Annotated in this window: 14 protein-coding genes, 2 pseudogenes and 1 other annotated feature (1 of these 17 running past the window's edge); of the genes and pseudogenes, 11 read left to right on the forward strand and 5 right to left on the reverse strand. The window is 33.2% G+C overall.

All coding sequences use genetic code 11. The features are described 5' to 3' along the window. The first annotated feature begins 56 nt into the window (after nt 1-56). Nucleotides 57-164, forward strand: coding sequence for a YjcZ family sporulation protein (locus tag ACX9TM_RS13290; protein WP_000120182.1), 108 nt, complete (start codon nt 57-59; stop codon nt 162-164). 92 nt (nt 165-256) lie between these two features. On the opposite strand, the gene ACX9TM_RS13295 is transcribed toward ACX9TM_RS13290, so the two are convergent. Next, nucleotides 257-1,525: a LytS/YhcK type 5TM receptor domain-containing protein gene (locus ACX9TM_RS13295; RefSeq protein ID WP_000348330.1), complete on the reverse strand. Its 1,269-nt coding sequence runs from the start codon at nt 1,523-1,525 to the stop codon at nt 257-259. A 396-nt stretch (nt 1,526-1,921) separates the two neighbouring features. Between ACX9TM_RS13295 and ACX9TM_RS13300 the strand changes: the two genes are divergently transcribed. Next, nucleotides 1,922-2,071 carry a DUF3954 domain-containing protein gene (locus ACX9TM_RS13300; protein ID WP_000754941.1) on the forward strand — a complete coding sequence of 50 codons (150 nt, stop codon included), beginning with the start codon at nt 1,922-1,924 and terminating at the stop codon, nt 2,069-2,071. A gap of 313 nt (nt 2,072-2,384) precedes the next feature. Here the strand turns inward: ACX9TM_RS13300 and ACX9TM_RS13305 are convergent, their stop codons facing one another. The 3 genes from ACX9TM_RS13305 to ACX9TM_RS13315 form a co-directional block, all read right to left on the reverse strand. Further along, nucleotides 2,385-4,382: a YVTN family beta-propeller repeat protein gene (locus ACX9TM_RS13305; RefSeq protein ID WP_072770317.1), complete on the reverse strand. Its 1,998-nt coding sequence runs from the start codon at nt 4,380-4,382 to the stop codon at nt 2,385-2,387. A 662-nt stretch (nt 4,383-5,044) separates the two neighbouring features. Further along, complete coding sequence (locus ACX9TM_RS13310; RefSeq protein ID WP_001109242.1) at nt 5,045-5,509, reverse strand: hypothetical protein; 465 nt, start codon at nt 5,507-5,509, stop codon at nt 5,045-5,047. Nucleotides 5,510-5,816: 307 nt separating this feature from the next. Continuing rightward, nucleotides 5,817-6,281 (reverse strand): hypothetical protein, encoded by a 465-nt coding sequence (locus ACX9TM_RS13315; protein ID WP_000796393.1) that lies wholly within the window; start codon nt 6,279-6,281, stop codon nt 5,817-5,819. 581 nt (nt 6,282-6,862) lie between these two features. Here ACX9TM_RS13315 and ACX9TM_RS13320 point away from each other — a divergent pair. From ACX9TM_RS13320 to ACX9TM_RS13340, 5 genes and pseudogenes are all read left to right on the forward strand, one after another. Continuing rightward, a pseudogene (locus tag ACX9TM_RS13320) lies at nt 6,863-7,097 on the forward strand (hypothetical protein). A 59-nt stretch (nt 7,098-7,156) separates the two neighbouring features. Continuing rightward, a pseudogene (locus ACX9TM_RS13325) lies at nt 7,157-7,351 on the forward strand (DNA-entry nuclease); the annotation flags it as partial. Between the two features lie 185 nt (nt 7,352-7,536). Beyond that, a complete protein-coding gene (locus ACX9TM_RS13330; protein ID WP_000450247.1) occupies nt 7,537-7,917 on the forward strand; it encodes a hypothetical protein in 381 nt (126 codons plus the stop codon). A gap of 770 nt (nt 7,918-8,687) precedes the next feature. Beyond that, nucleotides 8,688-9,158, forward strand: coding sequence for an NUDIX hydrolase (locus ACX9TM_RS13335; protein WP_000210489.1), 471 nt, complete (start codon nt 8,688-8,690; stop codon nt 9,156-9,158). A gap of 311 nt (nt 9,159-9,469) precedes the next feature. Then, a complete protein-coding gene (locus tag ACX9TM_RS13340) occupies nt 9,470-9,766 on the forward strand; it encodes a hypothetical protein (RefSeq protein WP_000253417.1) in 297 nt (98 codons plus the stop codon). A gap of 33 nt (nt 9,767-9,799) precedes the next feature. Here the strand turns inward: ACX9TM_RS13340 and ACX9TM_RS13345 are convergent, their stop codons facing one another. Continuing rightward, nucleotides 9,800-10,681 (reverse strand): protein kinase domain-containing protein, encoded by an 882-nt coding sequence (locus tag ACX9TM_RS13345; RefSeq protein WP_000654538.1) that lies wholly within the window; start codon nt 10,679-10,681, stop codon nt 9,800-9,802. Between the two features lie 127 nt (nt 10,682-10,808). Between ACX9TM_RS13345 and ACX9TM_RS13350 the strand changes: the two genes are divergently transcribed. The 4 genes from ACX9TM_RS13350 to ACX9TM_RS13365 all read left to right on the forward strand — a co-directional run bounded on the left by ACX9TM_RS13350 (nt 10,809) and on the right by ACX9TM_RS13365 (nt 15,744). Beyond that, nucleotides 10,809-11,315, forward strand: coding sequence for a GrpB family protein (locus ACX9TM_RS13350; protein ID WP_065382469.1), 507 nt, complete (start codon nt 10,809-10,811; stop codon nt 11,313-11,315). Nucleotides 11,316-11,480: 165 nt separating this feature from the next. Further along, a complete protein-coding gene (locus ACX9TM_RS13355) occupies nt 11,481-12,470 on the forward strand; it encodes a zinc-binding dehydrogenase (RefSeq protein ID WP_000644512.1) in 990 nt (329 codons plus the stop codon). Between the two features lie 247 nt (nt 12,471-12,717). Beyond that, nucleotides 12,718-13,317, forward strand: a complete 600-nt coding sequence (locus tag ACX9TM_RS13360; RefSeq protein ID WP_001110125.1) for an undecaprenyl-diphosphatase — start codon at nt 12,718-12,720, stop codon at nt 13,315-13,317. A 288-nt stretch (nt 13,318-13,605) separates the two neighbouring features. Next, nucleotides 13,606-15,744 (forward strand): penicillin-binding protein, encoded by a 2,139-nt coding sequence (locus ACX9TM_RS13365; RefSeq protein WP_001170947.1) that lies wholly within the window; start codon nt 13,606-13,608, stop codon nt 15,742-15,744. A gap of 160 nt (nt 15,745-15,904) precedes the next feature. Beyond that, nucleotides 15,905-16,075: a binding site (T-box leader), on the forward strand; it runs 88 nt beyond the window's last position.

Here is a 16,075-nt window from a genome sequence, read left to right on the forward strand (position 1 = left end):
AACCAGTTAAAATGATCAACTACCTATTAGTTTTCAAACCAAAAGGAGGAGAAAATATGAGTTACGGTGGTTCTTGTGGTTTTGGTGGAGGTTTCGCTTTACTAGTTGTGTTATTCATTCTATTAATAATTGTAGGATGCAGCTGCTGGGGCGGAGGATACTAATTTTTAATTAGTCTTCACAAATGTAAACTAAAAAAACATTGAAGATACTTATGTATCGAAACAAATAAAAAAGGAGCAACTATGCTCCTTTTTTATTTGTTTAAATGCGTATTCTCACTATATTTCGGGAACGTAATCGTTAAAGTCGTTCCTTTACTAACGATACTTCGGATTTTTAAACTTCCATGCATCGTCTCAATAATCTTAACAGCAACCATTGTACCTAAACCAGTTCCTTTTGTTTTTGTACTAAAATACGGTTCACCGAATCGATGTATTTGCTCCTGTGACATTCCAACTCCGCTATCTTCAATTCGTATTTCAACTTTACTATTATTGATAGATGAGGAAATATTTAAGGTACCACCATTAGGCATTGCTTCAATACTGTTTTTTATTAAGTTTAAAAAACATTGTTGAAAGTGCTGTTTATTACCAACAATGGTTGCCTCAGAAAAATCCTGTGTAATATGTATCGTATTCATATTACACAATGGCAATATCATATTAATAACTCGATTTAACTCTTGTTTTACTGAAATTTGATCTAATTTTTCTGGAGCAGGTTTGGCAAACGTTAAGTAATCATCGATAATTTCTTGGGCACGATTTAACTCTTCAAGTATATGTTTAATATATTCGTCTCTTGATTCAGGAGTTAAATTTTGTGTTTTTAAAAGCTGTGTAAATCCTTTTACAACCGTTAAGGGATTCCTTACTTCGTGCGATATACTTGCAGCGAGTTGGCTAACAATCTCCATTTTTTCCATTTTAATTAATTTAGAGCGCATTAATACAGCATCCTTTATAACTTCATTTATATAAACAATAAATAACATTAAAGTAGTCGGTAATACCATGAAATAAATAATATACAAATTATTCACTTCAAAATCTGATAAAGTTAATACAATTAAAGTTGTAAATATTGCTAGGAAAAAGGTTAAAAACATGGAAAAAGCTACTTTAAGTTTTCTATTATATGTATTAAATTTTGAAGATGCGAGTGCTGTAACGATGAACATTATTCCGTAAACAACGACTGTTAGCATATTAAATCCATAAAATATAAATCTTGTAATTAATAAAATTGTAAACAATATGATACCGACAGGGAATCCACCATAAAGCGTAGCTATTATGACCGGAATTTGTCTTAAATCATGAATACAACTTTCATCCATATAGATAGGGTATCGCATACATAAAATAAGCGGAATACTAGAACAAAGGGTAATCAGTAGTATTTTATATTTCTTTAAATAGTGCCGGCTATCATATATGAAATAAAAAACAAATATACTACATAAAATGTATAGAAGATTATTTAACACGTTTTGATTAATATAAACAAAGTCCATAATATTTGCCTCGTTATTCTGAATTTACTTAACATATGTATTATACATGATAACATATGTTAAAGTGAATAAACCTTGTTAATACAAGATTTGTTTGGCTTTTTGATATAAAATGCAAACATTCTGCAAACGTTAGCTATCCAAAGATATTTTCACCAAAATTTTTTACTCCTTCTTCCTGCATGCTCGGTAAAACATGAGAATAAATCCTAAGAGTTAATGAATACACGGAGATTTCAAAGAGTTGTAGACAAGTTTTCCAATTGGGATACAGCTGAAGAATTGTGTAAGGCAGTGAGGGATAAAAAAGAAATAATTCCAGTAAGGGTTTATTTGGGAAGTGGCTTTAAAACTGATGTTGTCGAGTACATGCGGTAGTAAAAGAGAGATGGACATTTGAAAAAAGTAGAAATTGATGTTGGTAGCAACAAACTTTTAATAGTGAAGGGCGGAAATGTAACAGTAGTCAATCCACCAATGAGTGGATTTGGTGAGCAAGTCGCGGTTTGGATAAACGGTAAAGTTGATCGTGTAGATGTGAAGTGAAAATCGTAATAAAAAAGAGCCATGAGTGGAAAGGCTCATAGCTCTTTGTATAAGGGTAATAATTTTATAGGTAAATATTATCATGTAATTCCAAAAAAATCAATTTCAGTAAATTGATTGGTATTTGATTTGGATTTTATAGAAAGAGAGCAGCTAACAACAGCTAGCGGCTCGGCAGGTTCTGTAAGACAAAACAGAAAAGAATATTAACAGAATATAGAGGTTTATCCTGGTTGTTTGAACGTAGTTAAAGAAAGAATATCACATACTATCAATGTTAATAAAAACTATCTGTGGCTTTCATTTCTTTATTTTATTCACAAATAGTTCCAGTAGCTATTCCGGTTGGAGCGACACCTACTGGGATATTAGTGATAATAGTATTCGTAGCAATATCAATAACGGAAACAGTATTACTAGCTTGATTTGTAACATATGCTCGAGTGCCATCAGGTATGATGGTTACTTGATCAGGAGATAAACCAACAGAAATTGTATCAATTACAGTATTTGTCGCCACATTTATTACAGATACATTATTACTAACTTTATTTACAACGTAAATAAGATTTCCACCCGGTGTAATATCTATACCAACAGGTTCGATACCTACGTTAATTGTATTAATAACTGCATTGGTAGCGGTGTTAATAACAGAAACAGTATTGCTGTTTTGATTTGTCACATAAGCACGAGTACCATCTAGTGTGAAGACGATTATTCTAGGGCGAATACCGACAGGAATGGTAGCGATAACTGCATTGGTAGCAGTATTAATAACAGAAATTGTGTTGCTTAATTCGTTTGCAACATATGCAAAGGTCCCATTTGGTGAAACAGTGATTCCTTGTGGAGCGAGGCCAACAGGAATGGTCGTGATAACTGCATTGGTAGCTGCATTAATAACAGAAACAGTATTATTACCATGATTTCCAACATAAACAGTTGTGTTATCTGGAGAAACAGCTACACCGATTGGATCAGTTCCAACGGGAATGGTAGCGATAACAGTATTCGTAGCAGTATCAATAACGGAAACGGTATCAGAAAAAATATTAGTAACATAGGCACGAGCTCCATTTGGTGAAACCGTTACTTCAAGTGGTGCATTACCTACAGTAATTGTATCAACTACTATATTTGTTCCGGTGTTAATTACAGATACTGTATCATTTGTAGGGTCATCTATGAGTCCTGCATTTGTAGCATATACTAGGAAATTACATGCAGGTCCGGTTGGCCCAGTAGGTCCGGTCGGTCCAGTAGGTCCCGGTGGACAATCACAATCTCCGGTAGGTCCCGGTGGTCCTTCCGGCCCTTGGATTCCTTGCACACCTTGAGGTCCAGTGGCTCCTGGTGGTCCTTCCGGCCCTTGAATTCCTGGCACACCCTGAAGTCCAGTGGCTCCTTCCGGTCCTTCCGGCCCTTGAATTCCTTGTACACCCTGAGGTCCAGTGGGCCCTTCCGGTCCTTCCGGTCCTTGAATCCCTTGGATACCCTGAGGCCCAGTAGGTCCCGGTGGTCCAGGAATTCCCATTCCGGTCCCTGAACCAGTAGGCCCAGGTGGTCCTGGTGGTCCTTGAATCCCTTGTACACCTTGAGGTCCTTCCGGTCCTTCTGGTCCTTCCGGCCCCTGAATTCCTTCTACACCTTGAGGTCCTTGAGGCCCTTCCGGCCCTTCCGGTCCCTGAATCCCTGGCACACCTTGAGGTCCTTCCGGTCCTTCTGGTCCTTCCGGCCCCTGAATTCCTTGCACACCTTGAGAACCCTGAGCGCCTCTAGGTCCAGGAAATCCTCTAGGTCCAGTGGCTCCAGTCGGCCCCGGTGTTCCGATGTTACTTAATAGCGAACTATTTAAGATTCCTTGTAAAATTAAGTTGAATGTTTGCTGTAATAAGGGGTCCGATATATTTGAACAACTTATAAGTGAAGACAAGCTTTGGAATAGAAATTGGAATAATGCTGAGATTTGAGTGAGAGATGCGGTAGGTAAAGAATTAATTAATTGATTTATAGTTCTTATAACTAAATTTCTATTTGGTGTATTTGGTTGTACTGCTATTAATAAATCATTTAATGCCTGTAATGCTGATTGGAGTATTTGTATAGTTGTTGGATTTGGTGTTGTGAAAAAAGAAAGGATGGCTTGATTTAATTGATTTATTATTTGCAATAATTCTTGTTGTTGAGCATTCGAGAAAAAAACAGGTGTACAGCAATTACTTTGATCACAAGGGGATATAGAAACAAAGCAGGGTTGCTGAAATTTATCACACGAATTTGATGAGTTTGATTTTCGATTGAATCTCATAAATACCTCCTTTAAAAAATTAAATGTTAAGTAATTTTTGGTAAATTATTAGCAACTGAATTTGTAGGTATATGTTTAATTGAAATGTTTTTTCCTTCAAAGTATATGCCAATAAAATTGAGGTGTTCATATGGGGGATATAGCCAATACTTGGTTGCTAGGAGGAAATTGTAATCATAGGAAAGGAAATGAAGGTTACAAAGTTTATAGAAAAACGATTGTATTTTAAAAAAGCGTTATTGTAATAAAAGTTGAAGTTTATTAAAAAGAAGGAATGAAGGAAGATGTAAAAGATTTTGAAAGATCCATAAAAAAAGAATTCAGTGAAACTCTGAATTCTTCTACACGTATTTTTATTTGTTAATCCATTTAGAAATAATAGGAATTTGTTGTGCCTATTAAAATATGTACTGTTGGTAATTATAACATGAAAATGGATTGTAATAGAATAATGCATTAAAAAGAACAAGTAATAAATTAAACAAATGCTTTATTTTGTTATAGATAAATAGGTGACTCAGCAATTGTGCTAGCCGAGTCACCTAGTACTATCGAACCAAATAATGTTCTTTTTCTATATGTAGTTATGTTGAGTTCCTAGAGGCTAGCCCAAAAAACAGTTAAAGGACAAAGAAAATCATAGTAGAGAGTTTTACATTTCATTATGTCAATGCTACAACAGCAAGAGTTAAGCCCAACGTATTTAATGTATTAGAATATGGTCCTACATTTACAGTAAGAGTACTTGTTATACCTGGAGGTGTAGTGAAAATTGCGGGGGCTGATACAGAAGTGAATCCGGCTGTATATCCTAGAGAAGTACCTGATCCAATGATTGGATTATTATTCAGATACATAGTGATACCTGCCGAATTACCTCCTGGTTGAATGATAACTTGCACTTCATAGATTGCCAAATAGGTTCTTCCACCTTCAAGTAAAACAGTTGTTGGTGGTGTGAATGAGATTGCCGTGCCATTAGAATTTACCACAGTATCTAGTGGAATCGCAGAGTTTACAGAAACTATTGATGGGGTAGTCTGAACAACATTTAAACTGTTAGCCGTGGGAGATGGACAAGAACAAGGTTTGTGAATGTTAGAGTTGTTATCATTTTGATAATTCACAAATAATCAAGCTCCTTTACTTAAGATAATTTTTTATCCTATATAAAACGTAGCTTTTTTGTATCTAAGTTATTTTTAATAAGTTTTTAAAGATAATTCGAATATTATTGGTCAGTCAACTCTTAAAAGTATTTGATACTCTGGGATTTAAAAGTGCATCTGATAAATATATATGAATGTTTTTTAAGGACATTACTGTAAGTTAGGAAACATAATAAAATCGTTATTTTAATAAAAAACGGGAAAATGAGGGGAGTAAAAGGAAAAGAACCCTTTATATAAAGGGTTTTTCTGGTGATTTAATCTATCAATTACATTCTTGGTAATATTCATCACATGAATCGTTATTATCGTTACAGCATATACAAAATGTTTTTTGAACAAATAAACTAACTACACTAGTAGAACCTTCCTGCTTTGTAAGAGTAAGACTTTGAAAATCTTCAACTTGAAATATTTTTGTTTGAACAGGTTGTAATGTAGTAGTAATTGGTACGCTAGATCTTCTTGTTAGAATAGTTACTTGAACGGGTGCACTCATACCGACAACGAATAACTGAATTAATGTTTTGTTATGATTGTTTGTAAAATCCTCAAATACAGTTTGTGGAGCGGTGGTTTCAAGGAAAACTGACACAGGTATATTTCCATTTTCATTTTCTGCAGAACCAGCTATCGTATGAGTTTCAATAAAACAGTTATTTTTTTGATTGTTGGAATGTGATTGGTTTTTATAATATTTTTTACCATCTTTATAAAAGTAATCAGCCATATGAATTTAAAGCTCCCTTCTTTTAAATATCTATATAGTCTATTTAATAAAGTGAAGTAGTGCTTGTACAACATAATAAAATCCGCTCTCGTAATTATCTAAAAATGTTATTTGGAAATTAAAGAGCGCCATTCAAGGCGCTCTCGGATAAACATTAATATTGAAAAAGAATACCACATTATATTTTATGCATGTTCTTAATAAAGGTGTAGTTTTTTAGCAAAATCCTTATTTGAAAACAAGAAGCCCTAGAGTTAGGGCTCTAGGGCTTCTTATTTTGGTATTCTCACATGGTTTTTCAAAAAGAATAGAACATATTGAAGATAACATGTGAATGTTTCATAAATGTATCAAAAAAGTGAACAAAATTGCTAGTGGAGAAGAAGCAGAAATGAAGTTTCTAATACGTAAGTACGTGAAAGGTATTATTTCCAATGAATAAAATGCGCATGGGACACCTAATCATTATTTTATCGGGGGAAAAGAATATGTTATGAACTTGGTTGAATGAAAAAATGAAAATTTTACTTTTAGAGTGAAACTAAACAAAAACGCTATTTTATTAGAAAAGGAGGATGAAAATGGAGGTCCAGTTAATTCACAAACAAACATATAAAAGTCAGTATGATTTAGAAAATGCAGTAGAAAAATTCTACGATAGTCTCCCAGAAGAATTCGGAATGTTAGAGGACGAGGATATCAAGAAATTTGATCATATAAGCGGAGTATTTGAGGCGACGGCCGTAATGAAGAATGGTTTGAAATTGAAGGTAGAAATATTCTTTGCGGATTGATGCAGACGAAGATGAATCATGAGTTTGTAAAGCTTATCAAGTAGCTTAATAAAAACTTCATTTGAAAGGAAAGTGATCAAGGTGGAAGTTCAATATGATGCGCAGGGCCGAATGAAGTATCATCCCGATTACCATCCGAATCATAAGAAGCCGTATTCAACGAAAGGATTAGCCTACATATATAAGTATTATGGATTCGGAAAGGTGAAGGAAATTGCTTTAGCATTAGGAAGAACGGAATTAATGATAAGGCAGCTAGTAAATACTCTCCGGAAGGAATGTTTGAAAATTATAAAACTAAATGTATACAAAGATATAAACTTATTAATAGTCATGACAATGAAGATTTTAAAACTGGTAAGATGGGGATATTTAGTTATTGTAAATGTGAAAAGTGCTGGAATTGTTCTAAAGGAAGGAATATCTGAAATATAAATATAATTGAGGGGAGTGAAATAATAATGGAAACTAGTACTTTTTTAGGGCTGTTCTGGGGATGGATGACGGTTATCGTATCGGGAATACTTTTCGTCCGTCCATCTGTGCTACGTGACTTAAAAAAATTAGTGGTTGAAGACAGAGGATTTGGTATTATGTATGGTTTTCTATCGATTTTCCTAGGATTAGGTACTGTAATTCTACATAATGTATGGGTATTCAACTGGCAGGGATTCCTAACGGTTATTGCATGGCTTGCATTATTAAAGGGAATTTACATAATTGCATATCCTGAACCCTCCAAGAAAACAGACTTTGAAGTAAGGATACTATCAACACGTATAGTACTCGCTATCATTGGTGCTTTGGCTTTATGGATGCTTATAGTAATCTATATAAAATAATCTTTTTTTAATAAATAAAAGAGCCTGATATGAGAGAAAAGGCCTTTTCAAAAATTGCATATGAGGAAAATCAATGTCAATACTTAATACCAATAAATTAGAAATAATTCCAGGTATTAAGTATTGAGAAATAAAAAATATTTAACGCAACGAAGTGGTTAACTTTATGAGCTAACCACCTGTTCCGCAAAAGAAAATTAGGCCCTACAAGTAATAGATGTGTAATTTAAAGTTACAGTTATAGTGTAAGCGAGATTGAAAATGTTATACGAAAGTAATTTTGTTTAAAAGTTTTATTTTGTCATAAATAAAAGAGCATTTAGCCCAGCCTAACTGCTCGATACAGAGGTAATAGTCTAGCTACATAGATATTATATGCTGAGTTATTGATTTTATTTGTGTAAAACACAAAAGAGCAGCTAACAAAACCTAGCCGCTCTAAACAGTGATGTGTCTCTAGATGTAGTTGTAGTATAAACAGAACATTGAGTTTTATTCATGGGGAGATAGAAATGGGCTTGAAAATAGAATATAGTCCGGCTAGAAAACTAGAGGACACCAATTTTTAGAACTGCGATAAAATTGTTTTAAGAAATGGTGGTCTCTTTATTTTGAAAGGGGATTTAGGAAATGAAGGTATTAGAATAGAAATGGTTAATAAACGCATAGATTGATAAAAAGTAAAGGGCAAATCCCTTATGAGAATAAGGAATATTATCATTTTTGTTACTATTTTCTTCTATCTTTATATATAAATTAGGAGGGAATTTATGACTACAAATAAGGACTACATTCGTTATATCCGGGGAAAAGTAGGGCATGATTTAATATTTCTTAATTTTGCTGGAGGTATTGTTTATAACGAACGAAATGAAATTCTTTTACAAAAACGGGGAGATAGAAATGAATGGGGTCTTCCAGGTGGTGCTATGGAACTTGGAGAATCTCTTGAAGAAACCGCTAAACGAGAAATATTTGAGGAGACAGGATTAAATGTTGAAGTTGAACATCTTATAGGTGTCTATTCTAAATATTCTGGTGAGTTTCCGAACGGAGATAAAGCTCAGACTATCACTCATTGTTTTCAATGTAAGCCAATTGGTGGAGAACTTACTGTAGATGGTATTGAGACTTTGGATTTAAAATACTTCCCAATAGACCAAATACCAAAATTATTCACAAAACTACACGAAGATGCCTTAGAAGATTGGCTTTCCAAAAGAAAAGGTGTATTTAGATAAAAAACTTTCAAATTAATTATCCATAATCTTTAACTAACAGGTGCTTTAATTGAGCAAGAAAATAAAAACCTTTAACTTCCGCTAAAGATAATTATGTTAATGATCTAGTGATGGCAGTTCTCGTAAGGACAAAAAGAGGAACGTATATAAATAGAGTTGTAGAAATAGAAAGAGTGGATTCCTTGTGAGAGAGTAGGGATCCACTTTTTTCTTGCCACTGATAAAGAGACACTATATCTGACTTACATAAATATCCTATTTATTCAAATTTGTCCTTTCTAATGGTACAATTAGATTCATGGAGGGATATTATGGTAAGTTTTTATGTAACACTGTTTCTTATATTTGGTACTGCGATATTTTTATTTTTCTTGTCTGGTTCATCAAAAATTAAGGCTAAAAATCTATCATTGATAATGATCTGTTTAGGGATAAATCTACTCACAAGTCCAATGGCTTTATTTATAGGTGTGATGGCAACAGACTCTCCATATAGCACTACGCTTGATTTTTTTGGAGGATGTCTCTTTATTCAGGGAATACCGCTCCTCCTCCTACTTGCAGCTTTTTTGAAGTTTGCAATAGCAAAGAAAACAAAACAAGTATAGTATAAACTCTATATTTCTTTTAATAATTTAGGGTTATATCCTTTCCGCATTAGCCGCTTTTAACCACGCTTCATAGAATTCTATAACTGATGCATACCGTTCTGCTCGATTGGCATTTACAGCACGATACGCTACCTCATATAATTCCTTACTTGCTTCCCATTTTATAAAAGAACGATCTTTTTCACCGCCTAAAAGTGAGAAAGCCATTGCTCCCATATTAAATACATTTGTTCTTTCATCAATTGTTGCGTTTAGTTCAAATTCCTCTGGTGACATAAAACGGGAGGAACCCCATAGCCGGCCCATTCTATTTATGTAAGGTTTCTTACTGTATAAATCTATATCACAAATTTTTGTCTCGTTTGTATTAAAATTATATAAAATACTACCGTCATAAAAATCTATTGCTACATAGTTTTTCTTTTCTACATAACTATGGAAAGAAAAAATGGAATGTAAGGAATGAATTCGTTCTATAGCAGATAAATGTCTAAATTTATAAAATGGTGAGTTTGGATTTTTATATTTTTCAGGAGATGGGAAACGCCAATGCGAATGAAGACACTCACCATCAAACCAATCGAAAATTAATACATATCCAGATTGAACTGGAAAATGATCAATTAATCTTATGAGCGATTTATGCTTTAAATCTTCATAGATAGTAACTGAATTTTTTAGCCTTTCAATAGCATCACCCGTTGTTCCTTCATATGCAATTGTTTGTGCTCCTGCGTATTTGATAAATTTCTTATGCCCATCTTTTTCTACACCAAAACTTATATTACCTGAATCTTGTTGGTCAAAAACTGCAAATACGGTCCCTAATTTAATAAGCCAATCAAAATTATGATATTCTTTTAATTGGAATGTTACGTTATTTAACTGAATTTCCACGGAATTATCTTTCATAGATTACCTCACATTTAATATAATTAAGTTGTACATTCCACTATTCGACATATTTTATGGAAATCCTATGCTAATAATATAAAATTTTATAAATATAATGATAAATATTTATAGAGAGGTGAATACAATGGATCAACAAATTGTTATTAAACCGTATCAAAAAGAATGGGTTGAAGAGTATATAAAAGAAAAAGAGAAATTTTGTTCCTTGTTAGGACAAGAAATAATTGCTGTTGAACATATAGGAAGCACAGCAGTAGAAGGATTAGGAGCTAAACCTCTTATTGATATGATGATTGGCGTAACAGAATTGCAAATAACTGAAAAGTGGATTGAAGTTCTATCGGAAATTGAATATGAGTATGTTCCAAAAGATGCAACGAATTGGCGTTTTTTTAGAAAAGGAAAGTGGAGAGCAGGTACTCATCATTTGCATGTTTATATTTATAATAGTGACGAGTGGAGAAACAATATTTTATTTCGTGACTTTCTAATAAGCAATGAATGGGCACGTAAAGAATATAGAGAATTAAAAGAGATGCTTGCTATTACATATGCTTTTGATCGTGTTTCATATACAAAGGCAAAAGCGCCGTTTATTCGAAAAATATTAGAATTGGCTAGAATTCAATAAATTTATAGATTCGTATCTAACTAGTTTTGAAACCTCTTCCTATACTTTTTATAGGGAGAGGATTTTTTTCATAACAAAATATATAATTTCTAATTATTGGAGGCAAACTATTTTATTTATTTTGATATTTCTAGTACATTGGAAATATTAAGGGGGAATTAAGCAATGAAAGCTATTGTACATCAATATGAAAAAGGATTAGAGGGGTTAGAATATAAATTTTCACCTGAGATAAGTCCTAATGCAGGTGAAGTAAAAATAAAGTTAAAAGCTGCAGGGTTAAATCATAGGGATTTATTTATTATAAACAATAGAAAAGAAATGGATCTACCATTAGTAATAGGTTCAGATGGCTCAGGAATTGTTACAGAAATAGGAGAAGGAGTTTCAAATATTACACTACATACAGAAGTTATTATTAATCCTAGTATTGGATGGGAACATGCTACTGAAGTACCGGAGTTACCGGAAGTACTAGGTGGGCCGAAAGATGGAACGTTTGCTGAATATGTAATTGTACCAGCTGAAAATGTAGTAGAAAAGCCGTCATATCTTACTTGGGAAGAATCAGGTGTTTTATCTTTATCTGCATTAACTGCATATAGAGCACTTTTTACAAAGGGTAGATTGAAGTGCGGTGAACACGTTTTAATTCCGGGAATAGGAGGTGGTGTAGCTACATTTGCCATGTTATTCGCGAAAGCAATCGGCGCAAAAGTGAGTGTTACTTCAAGGGTAGAGAATAAAAGGGAACTTGCTGAAAAATATGGTGCAGATATTTCTTTTAATAGTACCGGAAATTGGGAAGAGAGCTTACAAGGTGAAAAAGTAGATTTAATAATAGATAGTATAGGCCCGGCAACTTTCTTGAAATATTTTGATGTATTAAAACCAAATGGAAGAATCGTGAATTTTGGTGCAAGCTCAGGAGATAAAATTGAATTACCATTACGCGCATTATTTTACAATCAAATTGATATTATGGGAACATCCATGGGTAGCCGTGAGGAATTTAATGAGATGATAAAGTTTATTGAAAAATATCAAATTAAACCAATTATTGATAAGGTGTACTCGTTAGAAGAAGCAATTCGAGCACTAAGCCGTATGGAACATGGAGAACAATTCGGAAATATTGTACTTCAAATGAATTAAAAAATATGATTTTGCAATTAGTATATTTAAATGAATATGTTATGTATTTCAAACATGAAAAAAATACGAACCGCCTTATTATAAAGGCTTACCGGCTTTATACATAAATAGCGTATAAAATTTGTTTAATAATTGTCATATGAGTAATAGTAAAATGAGAATTAGATGAAAAAAGTTTAAGCCTATTTTCATAATGGTATTGTATACTGTGTAAATCAAGAACACTTGTATGTAAGGAGAGAGTTTAATGAATTACACAGTATTTCAGTGGTTTAATAATTTTGCTGATTCATCCAAACTATTAGATACGTTAATGATTGCTATTACAAATAGCGCTGCATACGTAGCCGTTCTATTTATGTTTATCTTATGGTTTAATAATGGAAAGAAAGAAAAGGCAATTAGAAAACAATATACAGTTTTATATACGACGCTTTCGGTTATTATTGCATTATTAGTAAATGTTCTTATACACGCGGTATATTACCATCCGCGTCCGTTCGTATCACATGATGTACATCAATTAGTACCACATGCAGCAGATTCATCATTCGTTAGTGATCATTCTGTACTTGTATTTTCAATCGCCTTCGTATTTATTCTTAGAGGAGAAAAACTAAAATATATCGTGCTATTATGGGCAGTACTAGTCGGTATATCACGTATGTACGTAGGTGTTCATTATCCTTTAGATATACTTGGTGCAGCATTCTTAACACTTATTACGAGTGCTTTAGTAATGCAAAGTACTCGTATGTTTGAACCAATAGCGAAACTTGTATTCAAAATGTATGCATTAGTAGCGAGACGAATTCCTTTCTTAGCGAAATATAACCATATCGCATAATTTTCCTATAAAAAATTCCCCTTTGGACATCCAGAGGGGAATTTTTTTATAGGAAATACGAAAAGAGTTTAGAGTGCTCTGTAATCAAGTTGTACTAATTAATATTCTGAAATTTCACGCACCGTATTTTAAATATATAAAATAATAACACAAAATAACAACAGTTAGTTTTGCATTGTTTTAAAGGAATTAAAAAGAAAACTTCGAAACATATAGTATCGTAAACAAAAACTACAAATTTTAAAACGGATCTTCGTACGAATCCATTCCAAAAGAGAGGAGATAAGTATGCAAAAACTCCAAACGAATAAAGGCGCTCGATATATGATGATTGCTTTTATTGTTTTGTTTCTTATTATGATTTTGCGTATATTCTATATTCAGGCAGTAGGAGTCGTGCATAATGTGAATGTAAAGGATCTCGCGAATGAACAACATAATAAAAAAGGTGTTTTAGAAGCGAATCGTGGCACTATCTATGATCAAACCGGAAAGGTGTTAGTACAAGATTCTACAACGTATCGAGTTGTTGTGAATTTAAAAGGAAAAGATAAAGTGAAAAATAAAGATGAAACCGCACAACAATTAGCCGATGCGCTTGAAATTGATAAAGAAGAAGTATTAAAAAACTTTCATGAAGGGCGTACGCAAGTTGAAATTGGGAAAATTGGTCGGAACTTATCTAGGGAAAAGAAGGAAAAAATTAATGATTTAAAAATACCAGGTGTATCTTTTATGTCGGAAAAAGCAAGAGTGTATCCGAATGAAGACTTTGCATCCTATATACTTGGTTTTGCTAGACCAGATGATAAAGGGAATACGGAAGGAAAGTTTGGGCTTGAAAAGAGTTTGGATAAATATTTGCGCTCTACAAACGGGAATATAGAATATGTGGGTACACGAAGAGGGATTCCGCTTACAAATGATATAGGTAAAGTAGAACCTGCTAAAAATGGAAATAACGTATATTTAACACTTGATAAACAAATTAATAGCTTTTTAGAAGAAGCGATGAACAAAGCACAAGAGCATTATGATCCGTCTATGTTAATTGGAATTATTGCTGATCCAAAAACAGGAAAGGTTTTAGCGATGTCTAGTAAACCTAGTTACAATCCTAATGTAGGTGATATCGAATATTTTTTAAATGATCCGATTGCAAATGCATATGAACCAGGTTCAACAATGAAAGTTTTTACGTTAGCAGCTGCCATTAATGAAGGTGTATATAACGGCAAAGAATATTTTCAATCTGGAAAATATTCCGTTGGTTCATCTGATATAAAAGATCATAATGGTGGATTTGGATGGGGATCAATTACATTTGATGAAGGTTTTGAAAGGTCATCAAACGTAGCTTTTTCTATTTTAGAAGATCAGTTACTGAAACCAAATAAATTTAAGCAATATATGAATAAATTTGGATTCAATCAAAAAACAGGAATAGATTTACCTGGAGAAAGTAAAAATACTTTATTATTAAATACGCAAATTCAACAGGTTACAACTTCTTTTGGTCAAGGTTCTACAGTAACTCCAATTCAATTAATCCAAGCGGCTACTGCTATAGCAAATGACGGGAAAATGATGCAACCATATATCGTTGATAAAGTTGTAAATCCAACAAACAAGGAAGTTATTATGGAAAATCAACCGAAAGAAATTGGGAATCCGATAAAAAAAGAAACAGCGGACAAAGTTAGAAGCTTAATGGAGCGTGTTATAACATCTTCAAAAGGAACTGGTACAATGTATAAAGTGGATGGTTATCCAATTGGAGGTAAGACAGGAACAGCACAAATACCGAATCCTGAAAACGGCCGATATATGGAAGGGAAAGAGAATTACATTTTCTCCTTTTTAGGAATGGCTCCAATTGATGATCCGGAGTTAATCGTATACTTAGCTATTAAGCAGCCAAAGTTAAAAGGAGATGAGTATGGAGCTCAGCCTCTTGCTGAAATATTTAAACCTGTTATAAAAAACAGCCTTGAATATTTAAAGGTGAAACCGTATACAGAAAAACAAATAGCTGATGCAATGAAACAATCTCAATTAAAAGTACAAAATTATGTAAATCAATCGATGGATACAATAGAGAAAAGTGTAGAAAAAGAGAAGCTACAGCCGGTAATTTTAGGAGAAGGAAAAATAATAAAACAATATCCACAGTCTGGCGAGGTAATGAGTGAAGGTGATCGTATATTTTTATTAGGGAATAACGCACAAATGCCAAATGTAAAAGGTTGGTCCATGCGTGATATTATGTATTTCTCCAAACTTTTGAAATTAGATTTGAAAACTTCTGGTACGGGTTATGTAACGAGTCAAAGTATTGAAAAAGGACAAGATTTACAAGAAGGAGATACACTAGAACTAGAATTAGAACCGCCGTTACAACCGTTAACAGAGGCGAATACGAATTAATCCAGGCATTTGGAAAGAGCTATATGCAAATAGCTCTTTCTTTAGAGTTGCGAGTAATTTCACGCACCGTAATTTTTAGAAAAAATAATAAATGATAAGTTGTTAAATATCTGATTATTTTTTATTTACAGTTAAATACATATGTGATAATATGGAAAAAATAAATGCAGTGAAGAGAAGAGTAAATAAAATGAATTTTTCACAGAGAGCTCCATGTAGCTGAAAAGGAGTAAAAATTCTTTATTGAACCAAGCCTCTGAGCAGCACATCGGAACCTATTATTAGGGGATGGTGTGACGGGAGCTCCCGTTATAGAGCTATGGTATAAGCA

This window comes from Bacillus sp. LH1 (assembly GCF_057924895.1).